The organism is Micromonospora sp. NPDC003241, from assembly GCF_053589795.1.
Window position 1 is genome coordinate 1 of the sequence record NZ_JBSFSO010000065.1, and the last position, 22,133, is coordinate 22,133.

The following is a 22,133-nucleotide window of genomic DNA, read 5'->3' on the forward strand; positions in this document are numbered from 1 at the left end:
CCCGAAGATCACCCACCCCACCACCAGCCCACCCACCACCACCAACCCCACAGTCAACACCCCCCGACCAGCCCAAACAGGATGGAACTACTTCATTGAAGTTGCGCGGATCTTGCACCATGCCTGAGCAGCCGGGCCACTGACCGCGCCGACGCGCCGCGCCCGACCGTGCCTGGCCCCGCCCGACCTCGCCCGACCGCACCGCGCCCCCGTCCGACCGCACCGCACCCCGCCCCCGCCTGCGTTGATCAAGAAGTTTTGGTCACGGAAGGATTGGACGGAGGCACAAACTCCTTGGTCATCCCCGGTGGGCAGGGTCCGTCGGGAGTACGTCCGCCCCGGCACGCACCCACCTGGGCGAACACCGGGGTGGTGGGAGCTGGTGGAGTGGGAGGAGTCCGTCGCGAGCGGGCGGGTGGTGTGGACGCGGTGCCGGTCGGGGTGAGCTGGTGCGGAACTTCATCCACAAGGAAGGGGCGAGCTACGGTGCCGGGGTGGCTGGCACGACGCGGCTACGGTGTGGCCGTGATCGACTCGTCACCGCCCCGACGTGCGCGCGAGGCTGAGCCCGAGGCGCTGTCAGCCGGAGCGGTCGCCGCGCGAGGCGTCGCGCTGGTGGTGGTGCTGCCGTTCCGGTTGGCCTGGGAGTTGCTGGTCGCCGTCGCCGGGCTGCTGCACCGGTGGGTGATCGCGCCGACCGTGTGGGTCCTCGACCGGTGTGTGTGGCGTCCGATCCGCTGGCTGCTGCGTCACCTGGTCTGGATTCCGCTGCTCTGGACGCTGCGGGTCTTCGGATGGCTCTGGCACACCCTGGTCCGGACTCCGTCGACCTGGCTGTGGCGTCGCCTCGTCGAGGTCTGGTACGGCGTACTGCGGCCACCCCTGCGCTGGTGCGGTCAGGTGTTCGCCCGGCTGCTGCGTTGGTGCGGCCGGGGGCTGGCCTGGCTGGTACGGGTCGTCGTGCTGGTGCCGTCGTACTACCTGGTGTGGGTGCCGCTGGTCTGGACCGTACGGGTGCTCACTCCGCCCGCCCGACTGCTGGGCCGATGGCTCGCGGCGTTGGCCGGGCTGCTCGCCGCTGTGCTGGGCTGGGCCTGGCGTACGGCGGGGCGCATCCTCCGCTGGTGCTGGGTGTGGACGCTGCGCCCGGTGTTCCGGGCCGGGCTGTGGGTGTGGACGCACCTGCTGCTGCCCGTCTGCCGGGCGGTCGGCGCCGTCTGGCAGACGACGGTCGGCTGGCTGCGTCGCGGCGTCCTGGAGCCGATCGGCCACGCCACCCGCGAGGTCCTGGCCGGCCTCGGCCTGCGCCGCTGACCACACGAGCGAACCGGCAACATCCGCGCGAGCAGACTTTCGGCGGCGCCCGGGTGTAAGGAGGGGTCCCCTACTAACGCCTCGTGTATAGCAGGGGACCCGTCCTTACATCCGCGCCCCGGCCGGGACGAGGAAGCTGTCAGAGGAGCAGGTTGAGCAGGACGGTCAGCACGATCGAGGCGACGATCGAGAAGAGGATCATCAGGAGGCAGCCGAGACCGCCGCCCGCCGGTCGGATCTCCGTGTTGCCGATACGCATGGCTCACATCCTGCCGGTCACAGTTCGCGCAGCCGGGGCAGCAACTGCTCCTGCGCCCAGTCGAGGAACATCGGTTGGCGGTCGCCGCCGACCTGCACCAGCGCCACGTGCGTGAAGCCGGCGTCGACGAACTTCTTGAACGCGGCCACGTGCTTGTCCACGTCCGGGCCGCAGGAGATGCCGGCGGCCACGTCCTCTTCGCGTACGGACTGCGAGGCGGCCTCGAACGCGTCGGTGTCGGGCAGTTCGGCGTTGACCTTCCAGCCGAGCCCGAACCAGCGGAACTGGTCGTGCGCGATCTTGCGGCACTCGGCCTCGTCCGGGCCATAGCAGATGGCCACCTGACCGTAGCGGGGTCGTCCGGCGCCACCGGCCTCCTCGTACATCTCCACCAGGCGGGCCTGCGGCTCGGTGGCGATCATGCCGTCGGCGTACTCGGCGGCCAGGGTGGCCGACTGCCGTCCGGACGCGGCCACCGCCATCGGCACCGGCGTGTCGGGTCGGTCCCACAGGTACGCGTCGGGCACGTCGTAGTGGTTGCCGGAGAAGGTCAGCGTCTCGCCGTTGAGTAGCGGCCGGATGATCTGCAACGCCTCCTCGAACATCTCGTGCCGTTGCTGCACGTGCGGCCAGGCGCCCACCACGTGCTCGTTGAGGTTCTCCCCGGCGCCCAGGCCGAGGGTGAACCGCCCGTCGGAGAGGAGCCCGACGGTGGCGGCCTTCTGCGCCACCACGGCCGGGTGGTAGCGGCGGATCGGGCAGGTCACGAACGACATCAGCTCCGCGCGGGAGGTGGCGTGGGCGACCGCGCCCAGCACCGACCAGGCGTACGGCGAGTGGCCCTGCGACTCCAGCCAGGGGTAGTAGTGGTCGGACATGACGAGCTGGTCGAAACCGGCTGCCTCGGCCCGTACCGCGTAGTCGACGAGTTCCTTGGGGCCTGCCTGTTCGCACATCAACGTGTATCCGATGCTGACCATGCTGTCTCCTTCGCTCCCCGGCGGTCCGTTTGCGGATACCCGGGCCCGGATGGGTCAACCCTCATCGACGCTTGACGAGCTCTCCGGAGGCTGCCTACCGTTACCTGAACCGGTTCAGCATCGGCCTGGGGCCCGTCCTGTGGTGGGGATGGTCGGCCCGTGACGGTCCACCAGAAACCGGGCCGTCACGGGTCGCCGGCCGTCGGCCGACCTACTGAACCGGTTGCTTCCGACGCTCCATCGGCCTACGCTGATGCCTGCCTCGCCGGGCCTCTCGCCGTGCGGCTGCCGGGCACAGCCGCCGCACCTGCCACTCACCGCAATCCCTCCTGGGCACGGGGGAGAGAACTCCTGCGAGGAATCGATGAAAAGACTTTTCGGGGCCGTCGGCGCCGTGCTGCTGGCGACCGTCGCCGCAGTGTTCGCCTTCGGCCCGTCGGCGCACGCCGCCACCGGCTTCACCGTCAGCGGCGGCAAGCTGTACGACGCCAACGGCAACGAGTTCATCATGCGCGGCGTCAACCACGCGCACACCTGGTACGCCAACCAGACCAGTTCCTTCGCCAACGTCAAGGCGCTCGGCGCGAACACCGTCCGGGTGGTGCTGTCCAGCGGGGACCGGTGGACCCGAAACAGCGCCGACGACGTGTCGAACGTGATCCAGCTCTGCAAGACCAACCGGCTGATCTGCGTCCTGGAGGTGCACGACACCACCGGGTACGGCGAGCAGAGCGGCGCCGCCACCCTCAACCAGGCGGTCGACTACTGGCTGAGCATCGCCAGCGCGCTCAACGGCCAGGAACGGTACGTGATCGTCAACATCGGCAACGAGCCGTACGGCAACCAGAACTACTCGTCCTGGGCCACCGACACGTCGAACGCGATCCGGCGGCTGCGTACCGCGGGCCTCGCGCACACCATCATGGTGGACGGCCCGAACTGGGGCCAGGACTGGTCCTTCACCATGCGGGACAGCGCGCCGACCGTGTTCAACGCCGACCCGGCCCGCAACACCGTCTTCTCGATCCACATGTACGGCGTCTTCGACACCGCTGCCGAGATCAGCGACTACCTTGGCCGCTTCCGCAGCCGGGGCCTGCCGATCGTGGTCGGCGAGTTCGGCCACTACCACTCCGACGGCGACCCCGACGAGGACGCCATCCTCTCCTACACGCAGGCCAACGGCATCGGCTGGCTGGGCTGGTCGTGGAGCGGCAACGGCGGTGGCGTGGAGTACCTCGACATGGCCACCTCGTTCAACCCGAACCAGTTGACCACCTGGGGTCAGCGCCTGTTCAACGGCACCAACGGCATCCGGCAGACCGCCCGGGAGGCCAGCGTCTTCGGCGGCACGCCGCCGCCGACCACGCCTCCGCCGACCACGCCTCCGCCCACGACGCCCCCGCCGACCACGCCTCCGCCGACGACCCCTCCGCCGGGAGCAGGCTGCACGGCGACGTACGCGATCACCGGTCAGTGGCAGGGCGGCTTCCAGGGCGACGTCCGGGTGACCGCCGGCAGCCGGGCCATCACGGGCTGGACGGTGCGCTGGACGTTCGCCAGTGGCCAGTCGGTGAGCCAGTCCTGGAACGCCACGGTCACCAGCAGCGGTACCGCCGTGACCGCTCGCAACGTGTCCTACAACGGCCAGCTCGGGGCCGGTGCCAGCACCAGCTTCGGCTTCATCGGCAGCTGGACCGGAAGCAACCCGGCTCCTGCGGTGACCTGCACCGCGAGCTGACGACCGTACCCCTGAGGGTGGCCGGGCCCGACGCGGGCCCGGCCACCCGGGGCGCCCCGCCGGTCGTCCACCACGCCGCCTTTGCACTGCTTCACCCCACGCACGGATGTGGCGTCCGAACCGTTGCGTCGGTTGACGCAGAGCAAAGGGGGCCGACGGGACATCTACCGACAGCGGCAGACCGGCGAGGCGGACAGGAGCCAGCGGGCGATCGCGCGGTTCGGGCTCAGGCCAGGCGGGCGGCGCGCATCAGCAGGTAACGCTGCTCCGGCAGACTGGCGGTCAGGCCGGCGGCGCACCGGTACTGGTCGACCGCGCGCTCGGGGTCACCGGCCATCTCGTACACGTGGGCGCGGGCGGCGGGGAGACGGTGGTGACCGGCCAGACGGGCTTCACCGTCCAGCGCGGCCAGGGCCGTCAGACCGGCCTCGGGGCCGTGCACCATCGCGACGGCCACGGGCACCATTGTCGGTGCCCACGTCCTCTGGTCGAAGCCGCCGAGCCGGTCCTCGACATCCGTGCGAGAGGAATTCTGCGCAGATTCTCCCAGCGACCTTTCAGGGCCGCCCGATACGGTGCCGCCGTCAGCGTCCGTTCCTAAAGGGAGCCCGGGCACCAGACCCCGCAGGAGAACTGAATGGTCTTCAAGAAGATGTTGAGCGCGTTGGGCGTGGGCGGTCCGAGTGTGGACACCGTCCTGGCCAACCCGAACACCAGGCCCGGGCTGGCCCTCGACGGTCAGGTCAACCTGCTCGGCGGGGAGGCGGCGGCGAGCATCGAGCAGATCGTCATCGGCCTGGTCACCCGGGTCGAGGTCGGTGAGCAGGCCGGGGTGATGGAGTTCCACCGGCAGGTCGTCAGCGGCCCGCTCCAGCTCGCCGCGAAGCAGGCGCTGTCCATCCCGTTCCAGCTTCCGGTGCCGTGGGAGACCCCCATCACCGGGCTGTACGGCCAGCGGCTGCACGGCATGTCGATGGGTCTGCGTACCGAGCTGGCGATCGCCAAGGCGGTCGACAAGGGCGACCTGGACGAGATCAACGTGCACCCGCTGCCGGTGCAGGAGCGGATCCTGGAGGCGTTCCTCCAACTCGGCTTCCGCTTCAAGAAGGCCGACCTGGAGCGCGGCATGATCCAGGGCGTACGCCAGACGCTGCCGTTCTATCAGGAGATCGAGTTCTTCGCCGCGCCGCAGTACGCGCAGACCGTCAACGAACTCGAAGTGACGTTCGTGGCCAACCCGCACGGCGTGGACGTGGTGCTCGAGTGCGACAAGCGGGGCGGATTCCTCGCACCCGGACAGGACGTGTTCGGCCGATACCAGGTGGCCCACTCCGACGCCGAGCGGTCCGACTGGGTGGAGACGGTCGACGGCTGGATCCAGGAGACCATCGGGCGGTTCGGGGCGCTGCGGGCCCAGGCGTTCGGCCCCCAGGGCTACGGCGCGCCGCAGGGTTACGGTGCGCCCGGCTACGGTCCGCAGGGCTACGGCCCACAGGGGTACGGTCAGCCGGGCTACGGCGCCCCGAACAAGTACGGCCCGCAGCAGCGGCGGGGCGGGGTCGGCATGGGCGGTGTGGTCGCCGGTGCGGCGCTCGGCGCGGCAGGCGGCATGCTCGCCGGTCACATGATCGGCAACGCCTTCGACGGTGCCGAGGAAGAGGTCACCGAGGCGGCCGGTGACTTCGGCGACTTCGACGGCGGCGGCGACTTCGGCGGCTTCGAGGAGTTCTAGAGCCTCGCCCCGCGCAGTTCCCAAGCCTCGCCCCGCGCGGCGGGACGTGGCGAGACAGGACGGTGGCCCTCCGGGAGACTTCCCGGAGGGCCACCGCACGCAAGGGGTCAGCGCCGCCCGCGCTGCTTGCGCTCCGCGGCCGAACGCCGCTGGCTACCGGCCTTGGCCAGACCACGGCTACCCAGGTAACCGATGGTCAGCAGCGTGATGAAGAACCACGCCTGACCGGGGTTGTTCAGGTTCAGGCCGTTCGCGGTGGTCCCGCGCCAGAAGGCAGAGATCACCACGAGGGTGACGGCTGCCGCGTAGATCCAGAACTCCGTCGTCAGGAACGACTGCTTGGTCTCCGTACCCGGAGACGGCATCTCCTCCCGGTGCCCGTCGTGCATCATCGGCATCGGGCGGGTGGCGGCCTCTTGCATGGCCTGCCGGTTCTGGGCGTCCTGCGCCGGACGGTTCATCGGCCTGGTGGATGCAGCCTGCGTGCTCATCTGTCCTCCTCAGGATGTGATGAGTCGTCACCTGCGGCCCTCGCCCCGCTACCGCGTGTCGGCCACGGCACGGTTCGCGCACATGGCGGGGGCACCCGCCGTCTACCCCGCCGCCGGGGGGCAGTAACACCCCGCCACCTGGCCGAATCCGTCCCGCCCGGGGATACCTGCCGGGTGGGGGGACATCTCGCCCCCACGAGTCGGATGTCCCGTTCCGACCCTCTCCACACCGGGCCCCGGGCCCGGTTGGAGCCGCTCTCCACATCACGCCCCCTGCCCGGTAGAGAGCACGCCCCCTGCCCGGTAGAGAGCACGCCCCCTGCCCGGTAGAGAGGTGGTGCGGGTTTGCCGGGCCGGTCACCGGGCACGCCATCAGGACCGACGCTTCTGCGAGGTGATGGATCGTGCGTGAGGACGACATGCGACAGGACGCCGCCCGCCGGGCCGAGGAACGGATCGCCGGCGGCGTGTACGGCGAGGGCGCCGTGGACGAGGTGACCGTGCCGCCCACCGATGTGGAGAGTGCCATCCAGCGCGACGACCGGGACGATCCGGCGCACGTGCCGATCGATCCCACCGTGCTGCGTGACGGCGGTCCCACGCGGGGGCAGGGCGCACTCACCACGACGGGCGGTACGGCCGGACCGGCCAGCGCCCGTCGGGTGGCCCGTCAGCCGGAGCGGCACCGGGGCAAGGTGGCGCCGACCACCACCGGTGACGCCACCACCGGCGGGATGAGCACCCCGTCCGGCGGCAGCACCAGCGACCAGTCCACTCCCGCCACCCACGTGGGCAGCTTCGACTGACCCACCCACCCACCGGCCCGGCCCTCACGAGGGCCGGGCCGTCCTCGTTCCCCACCCGTCCCCGCCCCACCCGTCCTCGCCCCGCACACCCCCGCCGATCATGGACTTGTGGCTGGGGCATAAGCCGCACAAACGGCCCAAACCTCCGCCACAACTCCATGATCGGCGCAGCGTCTCCCGGGCAGGGCAGGGCGGGGCGGGGCGGTGCGGTCGGGGGTCAGGCGGTGGGGGTGGGGGTGAGGGTGGTGAGGCGTTGGGTGGCGCGGGTGAGGGCCACATAGAGGTCGCTGCGCCCACGGGGTGACTCGGCGACGATGCGGTCCGGGTCGACCACGATCACCGAGTCGAACTCCAGGCCCTTGGCCTCGGCGACGGTCAGCACCACGACCCGGTTCTCCAGGTCGGGCTGCTCGCCGACGGCCGCCTCGGGCAGCGCGGTGGTGAGCGCGGTGCCGAGGTCGTCGACGCGACCGGCCGGCACGATCACTCCGAGCCGTCCGTCGGTGAGCCCGGCGGCCTCGTCGGTGGCGACCTCGACCAGCTCCGCCGCCAGCCGGTCCGCCGGTACGTTCCGCGCGGCGGGCGGGAAGCCGCTGGCGCGTACGGCCCGGGGTGGGCGCAGGTTCGGGTCGATCTCGGCGAGTACGCGGGCAGCCACCTCCATGATCTCGGCGGGGGTGCGGTAGCTGACGGTCAACTCGGTGAGCCGCCACCGGTCGGCCACGTACGGGGCCAGCGCCTCCGACCAGGACGGGGTGCCGGCCAGGGCCCCGGTCTGGGCCACGTCGCCGACGATCGTCATGGAGCGGCTCGGGCACCGGCGCATCAGCAGTCGCCAGGCCATCGGGGACAGTTCCTGCGCCTCGTCGACGATGACGTGGCCGAACGCCCAGGACCGGTCGGCGGCGGCGCGCTGGGCGGTGGTCAGGCGGTCGGCCTCCTCCTGCCGTTCCAGCAGCCGGTCGGCGTCGAGCAGGTCGGTCACGCCGAGGATCTCGCCACCGTCGGCCTCGTCCTCGACGTCGATGGACCGGGAGCCCCGGGCGATCTCCAGCACGCCCTCGGCGTACTCGCGTTCCATGGCCCGGATGCGTTCCCGGCGGGCGGCGGCGGCCCGGTCGTCCTCACCGAGCAGTTCCGCCGCCTCGTCCAGCAGCGGCACGTCGGCCGGGGTCCAGCCGCCGGGCTCGCGGTGCAGGGCGGCCCGTTCGTCGGCGGTGAGCATCGGCGCGGCGGTGGCGATGCGGTCGGTGTCGGCGTACAGGTCGGCGAGCAGGCGTTGCGGGGTGAGGACCGGCCACAGCTCGTCCAGCGCGGCGGTGATCTCCGGTTCCTCGCGCAGTTCCCGGCGGATCTCGGCGCGGTCGGCCTCTTCGAGCAGGTTGTCCCCGCCGAGCGGGTCGGCACCGATCCGTTCGGCGATCTGGTCGGCCAGGGCGTGGATGATCTCGACGTCGAAGAGGGCGCGGGCCAGGTTGTGCGGGCGGTCGCTGTGGCGGACGCGGTCCCGGGCGGTCCGGACGGTCGCCGGGTCGAGCAGGAGGACCTCCTGCTGCGGCAGCTCGATCTCCAGCGGCTCGTCGGGCACCCGCTGCCGGTCGCGTACCGCGTTGGCCAGCACCTCGGTCATCACCGACCGGCCCTTGAGGGCTGCGGTGGTGGCCGGCTCCGCGCGCCGGGCGCTCACGCCGGGGAAGAGGTCCCCCTGGGTACGCAGCAGCACGCCGGTCTCGGCCAGCGCCGGCAGCACCTGCGAGATGTAGCGCAGGAAGGTGACGTTCGGGCCGACCAGCAGTACGCCCCGGGTGGAGAGTTCCCGGCGGTGCGTGTAGAGCAGGTACGCGGCCCGGTGCAGCGCCACCGCGGTCTTGCCGGTGCCGGGGCCGCCCTGCACCACCAGCATGCCGGACAGGTCGGAGCGGATGATCCGGTCCTGTTCGGCCTGGATGGTCTCGACGATGTCGCGCATCCGGCCGGTACGCCCGGCGTTGAGCGCGGCCAGCAGCGACGCCTCGCCGGTCAGCTCCTCGTGGGCGGTGGGGGAGGCGGTGTTCAGGTCCAGCACCTCGTCGTTGAGAGCGACCACCTTGCGCTGCCGGGTACGCAGGTGACGCCGCCGCCGGATGCCCTGCGGGTTGGCGGCGGTGGCGAGGTAAAAGGCGCGGGCGGCCGGGGCCCGCCAGTCCATCAGCAGCGGGTCGTAGTCGCCGTCGGTGTCGAAGATGCCGATCCGGCCGATGTAGTGGCGCTCGCCGTCGTCGGTGTCGAGCCGACCGAAGCAGAGACCGTTCTCCACCGCCGCGAACTGCTCGACCTGTTCGGCGTACATGCGGACCGCGCTGTCGCGCTGGGAACGGGCCTGGAGTGTGCCGCCCGCCGCCCGCAGCTCCTCGGTCAGCCGCCGTGACGCCTGGTCCCGCAGGTCGTCGAGGCGGTGGTAGAGCATCGAGACGTACTCCTGCTCGCGGCCGATCTCGTCGTCGGACGGCGAACCGCCGGAGTGCCTTGACAATCCGTCTCCCGGTGGGTTAGAGTTCGGTTAGGAACGGCTTTTCGAGCCGTTCTTTTTTGTTGCCTGAACTGCCGAAGATACCCCGCGACGACCGCCGGAGCCAAGGCGGTCGAGCCCCGTCACACCCCCGTGTGCGACGCGCGCGCCCCGACTCCGGGCGGTGTGGTCACCGGCGTTCGGTGCAGACCTCGTCGGACCGCGCGACCGTGTCGGTGGACCAGGCGACCGCGACCGTGAAGCAGTAGTCGAGGCTGCGGTTGAGGCCGTAGACCACGAAACTGTCGGTGCCGGCGGGCAGGTCGGCGAAGGGGTTCTTCGGCTGCCCGGTCCGACCACCCGAGATGATCACCGGTCCCTCCGCCCCGGCCGGGTAGGTCCAGTTCAACGTGACGCTGTCCCGGTTGTCGCGCAGCGAGAGTTCGGTGGGCGGCGCGCCGGGCGAGGCCGGCGGCGCCTCCGGTGCCGACGCGGACGGGGGCGCCGCCCCGCTCGGGGTCTCCCCGGCGGTGGGGGAGCCGGGTTCGCCCGGACCGTCGACCCGGGACACCCCGGCGATCACCGCGGCGGCGCCGAGCAGCACCACGACCACACCCGCCGCGATGATCGGCACCAACCGGTTCGGTCGGGGGGAGGGCGCGGCCGGCGTCCGGGGTACCGGCACCGGGAGCAGCCGGGACGACGGACCGGTGCGTTCCGGTTCCAGCCGGCGCAGCCGGTAGACCCCGGGTGCCTGCGGCGCCGGACCGGTCAGACCCATCACGCTCGGCGGTACGGCCGCCCCGCTCGACTCGGCCGTCGGCGTCGGCGTCGGCGTCGGGCCGGGCCGGGCCGGGTGGGCGGGGTCGGGGGAGGGCGAATCGGTCGGTTGCCCGGTCCACCAGTCCTGCGGTGGACCGGCCGGACCGTCCACCGGCTGCCGGGGGGTGGGCACCGGCGACGCCGCCCCGGCGGGCTGACCGGTCTGGTGGCCCTGACCGGGGTGGTAGCCCTCGGGCGGGTGCTGCTCCCCGGCGTACCCGGGATCCGGGTCGCTCGCCGCCGGCCACGACGCGCCGGTGGGCCACGCGCCCGCACCGGTGGTGCCCATCGGCGTGCCGGCGTCACCGGCACCCGTCGGCCACGTGCCGTCTCCTGCGCCGTCCGCCGGCCAGCCCGCCTGGCCGGGCGCGTCCGTGGGCCAGCCCGCCTGGCCGGTGCCGTCCGTGGGCCAACCGGTCTGACCAGGGGTGTCCGTGGGCCAGTCCCGATCGGCGTCGTGCGGGTCGGGCCAACCGGCCGCACCCGACCCCGCCGGACCGGCCGCCGCCCAGGTCGGCGTGGCCCCCGAGTCGGCAGCCGGAGACCCGGTCCAGGTCGGCGTGGCCCCGGCCCCGGAGGTCGACGACCCCGTCCAGGTCGGCGCGGCCCCGGCGTCGGGGGTCGCGGGCCACGTCGGGTCGGCCCCCGACGCCTCCGGAGCCGGTGCCGCACTCCAGGTCGGTGCCGGTGGGGTGGCGGTGGGCGGCCAGTTCGGGTCGGTCCCGTCCCAGTCCGTTCGCGGGTCGTCCGGCCGGTCGTCGGAGTCGTGGTCGGGCCAGGCGGCCGGGGCGGCGGTGGCGCTCTGGGCCGCCCAGTCGCCGCTGGGCGGGGCGTCGCCCTGCGACGGGGTCCGGGCGGCCGGTACGACGGAGCCCTCCGCGCCCACCGGCGGGGTGTCGGCGCAGACGTGGTCGGGGTTGGCGGCGGCCCGGGACAACGACGCCACCTGGGCGGTCAGCGGGTCGTCCGGGGCGAGGTGTCGACGGGCGAGTTCCCGGGCCAGCGCGAGGTGGTCCTGCGCCTCGGTGAACTGCCCACAGTCGCGTTGCATCGCGCCGAGCCGGGCGAGCATCTTGATGCCGCTGGGATGCCCGTCGCCGTACACCTCGCGGTGCAGCTCCCAGGCGTCCTGGAGACGGTCGCGGGCCACCTGGCACTGGCCCCGGGCGTACTCCACGGTGGCCAGGTCGGCGTGTGCGGCGAGCACCCGCAGGGACTCCGGCCCGTCCGAGGCGGTCAGTTCGATGATGACTTCCTGGTACAGCCGGGCGGCCCGGGACCAACTGCCCACCCGGTGCAGCACCGCCGCGAGGGTGGCGGCGGCGGCGACCGTACGCGGGTCGGGTCGGCCGTGCAGGCGGGTGGTGGCGGCGTACGCGTACGCGGCCCAGCCTCGTGCCGAGTGCGGTTCGCCGAGGGCGACCAGCACCCGCGCGTGCAGGCCGGCCGCCTCGGCCATCTCGGGTGTCGCGTTGGCCGGGCGCGGGTCGGCGCCGGTCAGCGCGTCGGCGAGGAGCCGCTGGGCACCGGCGAGATCGCCGGAGGAGACCAGGTCGTGCGCCTGATCAGTCAGTTCACCGAAGCCGGAGGGCACGCCCCATCGTGCTCACCCGACGACGGTATGTACAAGACCCGCGCCGGAGTGGTTCGGTCAGGATCCGGTCAGGGCTGGGTCAGGCGATCGGCCAGCGCCTCGCTGATCCGGCGTAACTGGTCGACCTGGGCGGGGCTGAGCGCGTCGAAGAGGTGGCGGCGTACCCCCTCGACGTGGCCGGGCGCGGCGGCGGCCAGGGCGGCGAAGCCGTCGTCGGTGAGCAGGGCGATCTGCCCGCGCCGGTCGGTCGGGCAGTCCTCCCGGCGGACCCAGCCGGCCGCCTCCAGGCGGGCCACCGCGTGCGAGAGCCGGCTGCGGGAGGAGCCGCTGGCCTCGGCGAGTTCGCTCATCCGCAGCCGACGCTCCGGCGCCTCGGAGAGCCGGACCAGGATCTCGTAGTACGCGTGCGGCATCCCGGCGTCACGTTGCAGCTCGCGGTCGAGCGTCTCCATCAACGCCCGGGAGGCGGTCAGGAACGCTCGCCAGGTGCGCTGCTCGTCCGGGTCCAGCCAGCGGGTCATGACCGCCATCATAGCGGCATTAGTTGAACGCTCAACTAAAACGCGCTAGCCTCGGTGACATGGGAATCCATCGCCTCAACCACGCCGTCCTCTACGTCAGTGACCTGGAGCGCAGCGTCGCCTTCTATCGCGACGTGCTCGGCTTCCGCCGGGTGCCGATGACCCCGGAGGGGTTCCGGGGCGCTGCCTTCCTCCAGGCACCCGACTCCACCAACGACCACGACCTCGGCCTCTTCGAGATCGGCGCGGGAGCCGGCCGGTCGACCGCCGGTCGGGCCACCGTCGGCCTCTACCACCTGGCCTGGGAGGTGGACACGCTCGACGATCTGGCCGCCACCGCGCGCCGCCTGGCCGGGGCCGGTGCGCTGGTCGGCACCTCCGACCACGGCACCACCAAGAGCCTCTACGGACAGGACCCGGACGGGCTGGAGTTCGAGGTGGTCTGGCTGGTGCCGGCCGACCGGCTGGACGATGCCGCGCTCGACGCCCGTACCCGGATCGGCCGTCTCGACCTGGCCGCCGAGATCAGCCGGTACGGCGGCGACACCCGGGGCGGCATCGGCATCTCCGTCCCCGCCGCCTCGTCGCACTGACCCGTCCCGCCCCGCAGGGCGCGCCGATCGCGCCCGGCTGTCGAGGGTGGCCGCGTCGCCGCCGGGCGGTGCGGTAGAACGGCAGGGTGGCAGATGAGGTGGGGCGGCAGGTGGTGGTCCGGCACCTGAGGGTCTGGGTGCCGGGCGCGTTGCGACGCGCGCGCCGGGCGACGGTGGTCCTCGGGTACGACGGGCGCGACCCCGCCCTGGCCGAGGAGGTCGTCCGGGTGGCCGGCGAGTGCGCCGCCGACGTACGCGGTGCCCGGTTGACCGTGCTGGTGCTGGCCGGCGGCACCGAGGAGCTGCCGGCCCGGCTCGGTGCCGCCGAGGCGGGACTGCCCGCCGAGGTCACCGTGCACCTGATGCCCGGTCCGACGGCCCTGCTGCCGGTGGCGCTGCGCGCGTCCGGGGCGTCCGGCGCGCCGGTGCTGTCCTACCTCGAGGTGGAGGGTGCTGTCGACCCGGTGGCGCTCTCCGCCGCCGCCTCCGGCCGACCCGGTGAGGTGCTGGTGCCGGCCGGTCCGGACACCCCGCTGCGGTCGGCACTCGTCGACGCCGGATTCCCGCTGGTCGTCGAGGTCGAGGTGCCCGCCGGTCGGCGGATCGGCTTCGGCACCGCCTCGGACCGCAGCCTGGAGTCGTTCAAGGAGAGCCTCTGGGCGGTGGGCGCCGGTCAGGCGGACCCGGCGCCGCTGGGCCGGGCGCTGCTCGCCGAGCTGTCCCGCTCCGGCCCGCGTACGGTGACCGAGCTGCGCCGGTACGCGGTGACCGACACGGCGTACCGGGCCGTGGACGCGGTGCGGGCCCTGGACGCGCTGCTCGACGTGGGCGCGGTGCGGCGTGACCCGGAGCAGGGCCGGCTCGGCGGTGACGTGGTGATCACGGCCGCCGCTCGGTGAGCCGTTTGACCACCAGGGACGCGCCGGTGGCGATCACGCCGATGCTGAAGACGAGCTGCGCGCAGACCAGCACCCGGGCGAACTGCCCCTGGGCGTGCACGTCGCCGTAGCCGACGGTGGTCAACGTGGTGAGCGCGAAGTAGAGCGCGTCCACCCGGGTGTGCAGCGCGACGAACTGCTCCGGAGCCACCCGGGCGACGACGTAGTCGGCCATGGCGAAGGCGAGCAGTCCGGCGATCAGGGCCACCACCAGGTGCACCACCGAGGGCGGCTGCCGTCCGCGTGCGACGGCGACGAGTTGGCGGCGTACCTGGCCGGTGACCAGTGCGGCGACTCCGCCCAACAACAGCAGCGTCAGGGCGACGCGCAGGCCGAGCCGGGCGCCGTTGGGATCGGCCTCGACCGGTACGACGAAGTACACGACCAGGAGCAGCAGGCCGGCCAACCATGCCCGCCGACGCTCGTGCGGATGGTCCGGTGTCCGTGGCATGTCGAGATTGTCCGGTCCGACACCCCGCCGACCGGGCGGATCCGTCGATTCCGGGTGCGGCAGACCGAGGTCGGGGTGGGCCGCCGACACATGCGAACGGGGCGTCGGATTGCTCCGACGCCCCGCGCGACCTCCGGGCTCACGTCCGGGACTTGTCCTGCTTCCAGGAGAGCGGGCCGGGCAGGTCGACGCGGTGCGCCTTGGCCCGCGAGTTCCACGACCAGCGACCGATCTTGATGCTCCAGGACGAGAAACCGTTCTCGGTGAAGTTCAGGATCAGCGGCCCGTACTTCTTGCGTTTGCGGAACATCAGACCCATCGTGGGCCTCCCTTCGTCATCCCCGCGCGGCATCGAAGATTCCCGTAACGAAGATCGGCCAAACCACGCTCTGCACAGTGGAAGTCGAACGTCCGCAGTAGCCCGAATATCCTATTCATCAGATGGGTTTTCTCAGGCTCAAGATCCTGGTTGAATCATGAGTGTGTGGAGTGAAAGTGCGTTCATCCCAAATAATGGGAAGCGCTGAGTTGCCGACTCCACCCGGCGTTTCGGAGAGGACCCCTCATGCACCGCACCCCTCACCCCATCGCACCGGCCGCGCCGACCCGCCGCCCGGCGCCGGTGACGGCGTGACCACCGCGCAGCGCAGCCGCACCGACGAGCTGCGGCCGGTGGACCCGGAGCTGTTCCGTACGCTGCTGCGCCGTCAGGCCAGCACGGTCACCGTGGTCACCGCCGTGGCCCGGGGCACCCGACCCGCCTGCCTCGGTGACGTGGGCGCACCCCTGCGGGCCGGATTCACCGCGACCTCGTTCACCTCCGTCTCGCTGGACCCGCCGCTGGTGTCGTTCTGCCTCGGCGCGACCTCGTCCAGCTCCCCGGTGCTCGACCGGGCCGAGCACGTCGCCGTGCACCTGCTCGCCGCCAACCAGACCGAGGCCGCCCGGATCTTCGCCACCAAGGGCGTCGACCGCTTCGCCGCGTACCCCTACTGGGAGGCCGGGCCGTTCGGGCTGCCGCTGCTGACCGGGGTGCTGGCGCGGCTGCTCTGCCGGGTGGTGCACCGGGTGCCCGCCGGCGACCACTCGCTGGTGATCGCCGAGCCGCTGGCGCTCGCCGAAGGGGTCGACGGCCCGCCGCTGCTGCACCACCGGGGCGGATACACCACGGCAGCCGCCGCGTGACCGTGTCCACCCACGACGGGCGGGTGGGTCAGCGAGGTTCCCAGGCGTCGGGCGCCGTGGTGAGTCGACGGACGTGGGTGGGCAGTCGGCCGCCCACCACGTCGGCCAGGCTCACCTCGTCGACCACCCGGCGCAGTGACGCGCGCACCGCCACCCACAACCCGGGCAGGTGCTGCGCCACCCCGTCGTAACTGGTCTCCTCCGGGCGCAGCCCGCGAACACCGGCCAGCGGTCCCTCCACCGCACGCAGCACCGCCCCGATGGTCACCTCCCGGGGCGGCCGGGCCAGGGCGTACCCGCCCTCGGCGCCGCGCTGGGCACGGACCAGCCCGGCCCGGCGTAGATCGGCCAGGACCGCCTCCAGGAATTTGCGAGGCATGTCCTGCTCCGCGGAGATGGTCTGGGTGGACAGCAATGCCGGGTACGCGGCGGCCAAGCTCAGCGCCGCCCGTACCGCGTAGTCGCCACGCGCGGAGATCTGCACCCTGCCATCATGCCCAACCGGCCCGGGCCTGGGCGTCGCCGGGCTGACGGAGTGACCGACCGGATGGGCCACGTCACGCCCGACGGACCGCGCCGGAGGGCCGCGTCAGGCCCGACGGGCCTCGATCGACGGGCGGGACCGCAGCATCGGGGCCGGTTCGGCGGGCGACCGGGGACGGACGACCGGGCTCGGTCCGGGATGTTCGCGGGCGGCCCGGAAGGCCCCGGGGCTGACCCCGACCTCGCGGGTGAAGAACCGGCCGAAGTTGGTCGGCTCGGTGAAGCCGAGCTGCCGACCGATCCGGGCGATGGGCTCGTCGGTGGCGGCCAGCAACCGGCTGGCCTGGAGCGCGACCCGCTCGTCCACCACCTGCTTGGCGCTGTGCCCGGTCACCGCCAGGCAGGCCCGGGTGAGGGTACGCACCGAGCAGCCCAGCCGCTCGGCGTAGTCCTCGACCCGACGGGTGCGCTGGTAGCCGCGCTCCACCTCGCGGCACAACCGACGGAAGGTCTCCTCCTCCGGGCGACCGGCGCGGCGTTGCTCGGACGGCAGCATGCTCAGGCGCAGCAGCAGCACGGTGAGCTGGTGGCGCAGCAGGCTGCGGCCGGCCGGCACGTCCTGGTGCCGACGAACGTCCACGGTCAACTGGGTCACCTCGTTGATGACCGCGTCCTCGTCCTCACCGGCGAGCTGCACCCGGGTGGGTACGTCGTCGACGTCGACGTCGAGCCCGCGCAACGTGTCCGGGTGCCACCGGACCACGGTGGCGTCCAGACGGGGCGGCGGGCAGCGCAGCACCTGCCCGGCGCGTACGCGCAGTAGTGTGCCGGGGCGGCACGGCTGGGCGCGGAAGTCCACCTCGGCGACGCCGTGACCGCCCGTGCCGAGCACGATCAGCTCCCGGTCGAGCAGGACCGGGCGTCGCCACCCGGTGTCGGGCTTGAGATCACCCAGCGTGATCGTGTCGATCTCGGCCGGGCCGGAGGCGGCGTGGGGCAGAACCCTGTCGAGGTGACCGGAAGGGACCATCACCTGCGACGTTAGCCCGCGACCGGCCGGTACGCACCTCTGGTGATGGGCGCGTCGCCGAGCCCGCGCCGCCCGCGTCCACACCTCGATCGACCGGGGTGGGTGGCCTGCTCTTGTCGGCGTGCCGGCCGGCGGTTACGTTACCGAGCGGTAGTCATCTGGTCGCCGTGGCGGGCGAACGGTCCGCCTCGGCGGCCCGACCGCCGGGGAGCCGCGGCCGGCTCGCGAGGGGATGGGCATGCAGGATCTGTTCTCGGTCGACGGCAAGAATGTCCTGGTGACCGGCGGTTCGCGGGGGATCGGGCTGATGATCGCCCGAGGGTTCGTGGCGGCCGGCGCGCGCGTCATCATCTCGTCCCGCAAGGCGGCCGTCTGCGAGGCGGTCGCCGAGGAGCTGTCCGCGCTCGGCCACTGCACCGCGATCCCGGCCGACCTCGGCGACGACGACGGCGCGCGGCAGTTGGCCGCCGCCGTCCGGGGCCGGGTCGACCGGCTCGACGTCCTGGTCAACAACGCCGGCGCCACCTGGGGTGCGCCGCTCGCGGAGTATCCGGAGAGCGCCTTCGACAAGCTCTGGGCGGTGAACGTCAAGGCCGTCTTCCGGCTCACCACCGAACTGCTGCCGGTGCTGCGCACCGCCGCCAGCGCCGACGACCCGGCCCGTGTGATCAACATCGGCTCGGTCGACGGCATCCGGGTCCCGGCCATGGAGGTGTACGCCTACTCGGCGACGAAGGCCGCCCTGCACATGCTGACCCGCACCCTGGCGCACCAACTCGTCGGCGAGCGGATCACCGTCAACGCCGTCGCCCCGGGACCGTTCGAGAGCAAGATGATGGCGTTCGTGCTGGACGACCCGGACGCTCGGGCCGCCGTCGAGGCGCAGGTGCCGCTCGGTCGGATCGGTCGACCGGAGGACATGGCCGGCGTCGCGATCTTCCTGGCGTCGCGGGCCGGCGCGTACCTGACCGGCGCGGTGATCCCGGTCGACGGGGGCATCACCACGCACGGCTGAGTGTCCGTGGTGCTGATCGCGCGGACGTGCGGAGTCCTTGGTGCGGCCCGGCCAGGGGCCAGGTCGCGTGGTGCGGCTGGCAGGCGTGGACGCGGGTGCGGGTGGCGCTCTGGGGCCGGTGGCGCGGGTGGTGTGCGTACCGCCGGACAAGCCGGGGCCGCGCGGACTCGGCAGATCCGCGCGGCCCCCGCCTGGGTCGGTGGTCAGCGACCGGCGAGCAGCCGGTTCACCGCCGTGTCGACGTCCAGGTGCTCGGCCTCCCGGCCGCGCGGGACGACGACGTAGGTCCGCCGCAGGAAGCGCACCAGCACGCTGCGCGGCACCTCGAACAGGGCGTTGCCGTCGGGCGACGACAGCGCCAGCGCGACGAAGTCGCCGCGCGGGGTGGCCCACGGCCAGACCCGCACATCGCCGATACCGGCCGGCTCGTCGAGCCCGGTGACCAGCAGCTCGCGAGCGAACGACCAGCTCACCGCCTCGCCACCGGCCGATTCGGCGTGGAACAGGACATGGACCGCATACGGGTCAGCAGGGTCGTAGCGCAGACTGGCGCGCACCGGCAATGCGGTGGCGTCAGGCGCGACTAGCCTTAGCGACGTCTCGACCTCAACGGTCGTCGGTCGGATGACACTCATGGACGTTCTCCCCCCGGCACCGCGTGCGGAACGCGCGTGTCCCGCTTTTCCCATACTCAGCCGCTACTCCTGGCTACGCTCCGCCATGCGCTGACTTCACCCAGTGGTGGGAGAGGGTTCGGAAAGGCCCCGAGAACGTGAAAATTCGTCTAGGATTTCCGGTTCTGCCCAGTGTGTTGATCGCGCCCGATCATCGGGTAGCTCAGTCGTCGACTTACTCCGGTAACGTCCAGTCGGCCGTTGCAGTGACGGTCCCGCGCCACACTGGGCGTGAAATGATCGGTGAGCGATCCTCAGTGGATCAGCTGGCGAGGCGAGGCCCGTCGAACGGCGCGGCCCGCAGAGCCGAACAGCGGGGGTACGGGTGCCGAACGAACAGCACGACCGGCACGGTCGGTCAGTAGTCGAGAACGAACCGGCCGACAACCGCCGAACCGGCCGCAACGAACGAGGCTTCTCCGACGGGAATAGCCCCGCCGGACGGGGAAATCCTCACCGCATGCGGAACGAGCGAATCGAGGCGGACCGGACCGGCGACGGGCCGGACCCCACCGGCGCACCCCGGCGGCCCCGCTGGCGGCAGCGCCTCTCCACCACCCTCGCGCTGATCCGTGCCAACCCCACCGGCCGCCTGGCCCTCCGGGTCGTCATCGGCGTCCTCGGCGCCCTCGTGGTCACCATCGGCATCGTGCTCATCCCGCTACCCGGCCCCGGCTGGCTCCTGGTGATCGCTGGCCTCGGCATCTGGGCCGTCGAGTTCCACTGGGCCAAACGCCTGCTCGCCTTCACCCGCCGCCACGTCCACGGTTGGACGGCCTGGGTGAAGCGACAGTCACTGGCCCTACGCCTGGTCATCGGCTCGGTCGGCCTCGTCTTCGTCGGCGCCGTCGCCCTGCTCTCGATCAAGTACAGCCTCGGCATCGACGTGATCGCCCAGGTCCTGCGCTACCTCGCCACGAACTGACCCCGGGTTCGCGGGTCGGCCGCACGATCGGGTAGAGTCATCCGCGCTGAGGGCGATTAGCTCAGCGGGAGAGCGCTTCGTTCACACCGAAGAGGTCACTGGTTCGATCCCAGTATCGCCCACAAGTCCCCAGGTGCCCCCTGTCCGCAGAATGCGCGGACCAGGGGGCCTTGTCATTTCTGCTCCGGGGGCCGAGCCCCCGGATGCCCCACGGTGCGGTGGTTGCGGTGCGTTGATCCGCGCAGGCTGTCGCGTTGATGTTGTGCACGTGCGTTGGGCGTTGTGGACGGTGATCGGGGTTGTTGTGGCCTCGTCGCTGCGGGTTTGGCAGGAGCGCTGGAAGTTGCGCGGCTCGATGGGTGTGCCGTAGCGGGTGGTGAAGACCAGGTCGTTGTCGTGCCACGCCTTACCGGCTGTCGCGCGTGCTTCGTCGCGCTGCTCGTTCCTCAGCTTGAGTGCGGTCAGGCAGATGTCGGGCAGGGGCAGGGTGGCGTCGGATGCCTGGGTCTTGGTGTCGCGGTGCAGGAGCTTTCCGCGTACGCGTTGCAGTTGGCGGCCGATGGTCAGCTCCCCGGCGTCGAGGTCGACGTCCGCCCAGGTGAGGCCGAGGGCTTCGCCTTTGCGCAGGCCGGTGACGAGGACCAGGGCGTACGCGGCGTAGAGCGGATCGGTGTCGGCACGGGCGGATTCGAGGAAGCGGCGTGCTTCGTCGCTGGACCAGGACTTGCCGCGTCGACGGCGGACGGTGGCGAGGGTGACCGGTACGGCGGGGTTGCGGGTGATGAGGCCTTCGGCCTGGGCGTGGGTGAGGGCGGCGCGCAGTGCGGCGCGGATGTCGCTGACCGTGCGCGTCGACGGGACGGCCTGGCAGCAGCGGCCGACCGCGCAGCAGCGACGTTTCTCCTTGCGGCGGGCGGCGTCCTTGCCCTGGGCGCAGCACTGGCAGGTGCGGGCCACCTGGTTCAGCCAGGTCTGCACGTCCCGCGCCTGGAGCCGGTCGAGTCGCTTGGTGCCGAGGCCGGGGGAGAGGTAACGGCGGACGAACGTCTCGTAGGTGGCGTAGGTGAGCGGCGCCCGGTTCGGCTCGATGATCTCGGTCAGCCAGTAGGCGAGGAAGCTGCTGACGGTCGGAACGCTGGTCGCCACCGGTCCGGCCTTGGCCTGCTGGTGCAGTTTGATCCACTTGTCGTGGACGGCGTCCCGGGTCTTGCCGTAGACGTACTTGCGGGTGCGTTTCCCGTCCGGCTTGGTCACCCAGACGTACGCGGCGAAGCCGTTGCGGTACGGAAAGATCGAGCCTTCCCCGTTGGCGCGGGCACGGGCGGGCATCAGGCGGCCTCCTGCCGGTCGATCTGCTCGCGGATGTAGTCGTCGACCCACTCGGGCAGGATGCGGCGGTACTTGCCGTCCTTGATGGAGCGCAGTTCGCCGGTGGCGATCTTCATCTTGACCTTGGAGATGCCGGAGCCGAACTGACCGCCGTTGAGGTGAGGTCCTTCCGGTTGCCGTGCTGGTTAGGCCGGGACGGGTGGGGTGCCTGGGAGTCGGCATCCGGCGGGTTGCCGCAGGCGAGCCCCACCCGTCGAGGGAATGCGAATCCGGGCCATCGTGACGGCGGGAAGGCTGTGCTGGGCCACTCAGCGGATTCCGGGGCCGACATCGCGGCCAGGGTGATCGAGAACCGGCGGGATCTGGCCCGCATTAGCGGCAGGAAGGCCGCTCAGCATCTCCGTGGTCGAGCCCAGCGATCCGGCAGGATGGCCGCACTGGCGTGCTCGACGACCGCCAGAGTAGCACCGGGTACCGACTCGTCAACCTGTCGTGAACCTCGGTGCCGAGCTGGTCCGGATCGGCTGCCGGCTGGTGTGGGAGGACTTTCTGTACGTCTATCAAGGCGGCCCTGGACGGGCCGCACGCGCCGCCGCCTGGGCGCGCGTCCGTCGCTCCGCTGTCGCTCCGACTCCGGCCACGCAACACGCCCGGCGGCTGGCGCGGCCCAGGGGCCGCCGCAGACGGGATAGCGAGGGAACGGTGAGATTCGTCGCCGGCAAGCCGGCCGCGCCGCGCTTGAGCAGCGCGGCGCAGGTAACG

Annotated in this window: 19 protein-coding genes, 1 tRNA gene and 2 pseudogenes; 10 read left to right on the top strand and 12 right to left on the bottom strand. The window is 72.1% G+C overall.

Features of this window, described 5'->3' with window-relative positions; translation table 11 throughout:
* Nucleotides 1-525 precede the first annotated feature (525 nt).
* Nucleotides 526-1,314, top strand: coding sequence for a hypothetical protein (locus ACWDVW_RS30445; RefSeq protein WP_449955830.1), 789 nt, complete (start codon nucleotides 526-528; stop codon nucleotides 1,312-1,314).
* 276 nt (nucleotides 1,315-1,590) lie between these two features.
* Here the strand turns inward: ACWDVW_RS30445 and ACWDVW_RS30450 are convergent, their stop codons facing one another.
* Nucleotides 1,591-2,553: a TIGR03557 family F420-dependent LLM class oxidoreductase gene (locus tag ACWDVW_RS30450; protein WP_449955832.1), complete on the bottom strand. Its 963-nt coding sequence runs from the start codon at nucleotides 2,551-2,553 to the stop codon at nucleotides 1,591-1,593.
* A gap of 364 nt (nucleotides 2,554-2,917) precedes the next feature.
* Here ACWDVW_RS30450 and ACWDVW_RS30455 point away from each other — a divergent pair, with 364 nt between their 5' ends.
* Complete coding sequence (locus ACWDVW_RS30455; RefSeq protein WP_449955834.1) at nucleotides 2,918-4,294, top strand: cellulase family glycosylhydrolase; 1,377 nt, start codon at nucleotides 2,918-2,920, stop codon at nucleotides 4,292-4,294.
* A 226-nt stretch (nucleotides 4,295-4,520) separates the two neighbouring features.
* On the opposite strand, the gene ACWDVW_RS30460 is transcribed toward ACWDVW_RS30455, so the two are convergent.
* On the bottom strand, nucleotides 4,521-4,751 hold the full coding sequence (locus tag ACWDVW_RS30460; RefSeq protein ID WP_449955836.1) for a hypothetical protein: 231 nt from the start codon (nucleotides 4,749-4,751) through the stop codon (nucleotides 4,521-4,523).
* Between the two features lie 180 nt (nucleotides 4,752-4,931).
* Here ACWDVW_RS30460 and ACWDVW_RS30465 point away from each other — a divergent pair, with 180 nt between their 5' ends.
* Entirely contained in the window at nucleotides 4,932-6,026 is a 1,095-nt protein-coding gene (locus tag ACWDVW_RS30465; protein WP_449955839.1) for a sporulation protein, read from the top strand.
* Between the two features lie 107 nt (nucleotides 6,027-6,133).
* Here the strand turns inward: ACWDVW_RS30465 and ACWDVW_RS30470 are convergent, their stop codons facing one another.
* Nucleotides 6,134-6,517, bottom strand: coding sequence for a hypothetical protein (locus tag ACWDVW_RS30470; protein ID WP_131051311.1), 384 nt, complete (start codon nucleotides 6,515-6,517; stop codon nucleotides 6,134-6,136).
* A gap of 404 nt (nucleotides 6,518-6,921) precedes the next feature.
* Here ACWDVW_RS30470 and ACWDVW_RS30475 point away from each other — a divergent pair, with 404 nt between their 5' ends.
* A complete protein-coding gene (locus ACWDVW_RS30475; protein WP_350695477.1) occupies nucleotides 6,922-7,323 on the top strand; it encodes a hypothetical protein in 402 nt (133 codons plus the stop codon).
* Nucleotides 7,324-7,540: 217 nt separating this feature from the next.
* On the opposite strand, the gene ACWDVW_RS30480 is transcribed toward ACWDVW_RS30475, so the two are convergent.
* The 3 genes and pseudogenes from ACWDVW_RS30480 to ACWDVW_RS30490 form a co-directional block, all read right to left on the bottom strand.
* Nucleotides 7,541-9,769 (bottom strand): HelD family protein, encoded by a 2,229-nt coding sequence (locus ACWDVW_RS30480; RefSeq protein ID WP_449955884.1) that lies wholly within the window; start codon nucleotides 9,767-9,769, stop codon nucleotides 7,541-7,543.
* A 1,534-nt stretch (nucleotides 9,770-11,303) separates the two neighbouring features.
* Nucleotides 11,304-12,227: pseudogene (locus tag ACWDVW_RS30485) on the bottom strand (tetratricopeptide repeat protein); the annotation flags it as partial.
* 68 nt (nucleotides 12,228-12,295) lie between these two features.
* Nucleotides 12,296-12,757, bottom strand: coding sequence for a MarR family winged helix-turn-helix transcriptional regulator (locus ACWDVW_RS30490; RefSeq protein ID WP_449955842.1), 462 nt, complete (start codon nucleotides 12,755-12,757; stop codon nucleotides 12,296-12,298).
* A 50-nt stretch (nucleotides 12,758-12,807) separates the two neighbouring features.
* Here ACWDVW_RS30490 and ACWDVW_RS30495 point away from each other — a divergent pair, with 50 nt between their 5' ends.
* On the top strand, nucleotides 12,808-13,341 hold the full coding sequence (locus tag ACWDVW_RS30495; protein ID WP_449955844.1) for a VOC family protein: 534 nt from the start codon (nucleotides 12,808-12,810) through the stop codon (nucleotides 13,339-13,341).
* An 86-nt stretch (nucleotides 13,342-13,427) separates the two neighbouring features.
* Nucleotides 13,428-14,240: a hypothetical protein gene (locus tag ACWDVW_RS30500; RefSeq protein ID WP_449955846.1), complete on the top strand. Its 813-nt coding sequence runs from the start codon at nucleotides 13,428-13,430 to the stop codon at nucleotides 14,238-14,240.
* Here the strand turns inward: ACWDVW_RS30500 and ACWDVW_RS30505 are convergent.
* The gene (locus ACWDVW_RS30505; protein ID WP_449955848.1) at nucleotides 14,221-14,730 is read right to left on the bottom strand and encodes a potassium channel family protein; all 510 of its coding nucleotides are present in this window, start codon (nucleotides 14,728-14,730) and stop codon (nucleotides 14,221-14,223) included. The two genes, ACWDVW_RS30500 and ACWDVW_RS30505, sit on opposite strands and share 20 nt — an antisense overlap.
* Nucleotides 14,731-14,869: 139 nt before the next feature.
* Complete coding sequence (locus ACWDVW_RS30510; protein WP_357898302.1) at nucleotides 14,870-15,049, bottom strand: DUF4236 domain-containing protein; 180 nt, start codon at nucleotides 15,047-15,049, stop codon at nucleotides 14,870-14,872.
* A 311-nt stretch (nucleotides 15,050-15,360) separates the two neighbouring features.
* Here ACWDVW_RS30510 and ACWDVW_RS30515 point away from each other — a divergent pair, with 311 nt between their 5' ends.
* Nucleotides 15,361-15,915 carry a flavin reductase family protein gene (locus tag ACWDVW_RS30515; RefSeq protein WP_449955850.1) on the top strand — a complete coding sequence of 185 codons (555 nt, stop codon included), beginning with the start codon at nucleotides 15,361-15,363 and terminating at the stop codon, nucleotides 15,913-15,915.
* A gap of 28 nt (nucleotides 15,916-15,943) precedes the next feature.
* Here ACWDVW_RS30515 and ACWDVW_RS30520 read toward each other — a convergent pair whose 3' ends face one another.
* Complete coding sequence (locus ACWDVW_RS30520; protein WP_350695468.1) at nucleotides 15,944-16,399, bottom strand: RrF2 family transcriptional regulator; 456 nt, start codon at nucleotides 16,397-16,399, stop codon at nucleotides 15,944-15,946.
* A 105-nt stretch (nucleotides 16,400-16,504) separates the two neighbouring features.
* Nucleotides 16,505-17,428 carry a helix-turn-helix transcriptional regulator gene (locus ACWDVW_RS30525; protein ID WP_449955852.1) on the bottom strand — a complete coding sequence of 308 codons (924 nt, stop codon included), beginning with the start codon at nucleotides 17,426-17,428 and terminating at the stop codon, nucleotides 16,505-16,507.
* Between the two features lie 238 nt (nucleotides 17,429-17,666).
* On the opposite strand from ACWDVW_RS30525, the gene ACWDVW_RS30530 reads away from it, so the two are divergent.
* Nucleotides 17,667-18,443, top strand: a complete 777-nt coding sequence (locus tag ACWDVW_RS30530) for an SDR family oxidoreductase (protein ID WP_449955854.1) — start codon at nucleotides 17,667-17,669, stop codon at nucleotides 18,441-18,443.
* Nucleotides 18,444-18,646: 203 nt separating this feature from the next.
* Here the strand turns inward: ACWDVW_RS30530 and ACWDVW_RS30535 are convergent, their stop codons facing one another.
* A complete protein-coding gene (locus ACWDVW_RS30535) occupies nucleotides 18,647-19,078 on the bottom strand; it encodes an SsgA family sporulation/cell division regulator (RefSeq protein ID WP_007457244.1) in 432 nt (143 codons plus the stop codon).
* A 499-nt stretch (nucleotides 19,079-19,577) separates the two neighbouring features.
* Between ACWDVW_RS30535 and ACWDVW_RS30540 the strand changes: the two genes are divergently transcribed.
* Both ACWDVW_RS30540 and ACWDVW_RS30545 read left to right on the top strand, forming a co-directional pair.
* On the top strand, nucleotides 19,578-20,042 hold the full coding sequence (locus ACWDVW_RS30540; RefSeq protein WP_449955857.1) for a TIGR02611 family protein: 465 nt from the start codon (nucleotides 19,578-19,580) through the stop codon (nucleotides 20,040-20,042).
* A 50-nt stretch (nucleotides 20,043-20,092) separates the two neighbouring features.
* A tRNA-Val gene (locus ACWDVW_RS30545) sits at nucleotides 20,093-20,164 on the top strand.
* A gap of 136 nt (nucleotides 20,165-20,300) precedes the next feature.
* On the opposite strand, the pseudogene ACWDVW_RS30550 reads toward ACWDVW_RS30545, so the two are convergent.
* Nucleotides 20,301-21,371: pseudogene (locus ACWDVW_RS30550) on the bottom strand (site-specific integrase); the annotation flags it as partial.
* Between the last annotated feature and the right edge of the window lie 762 nt (nucleotides 21,372-22,133).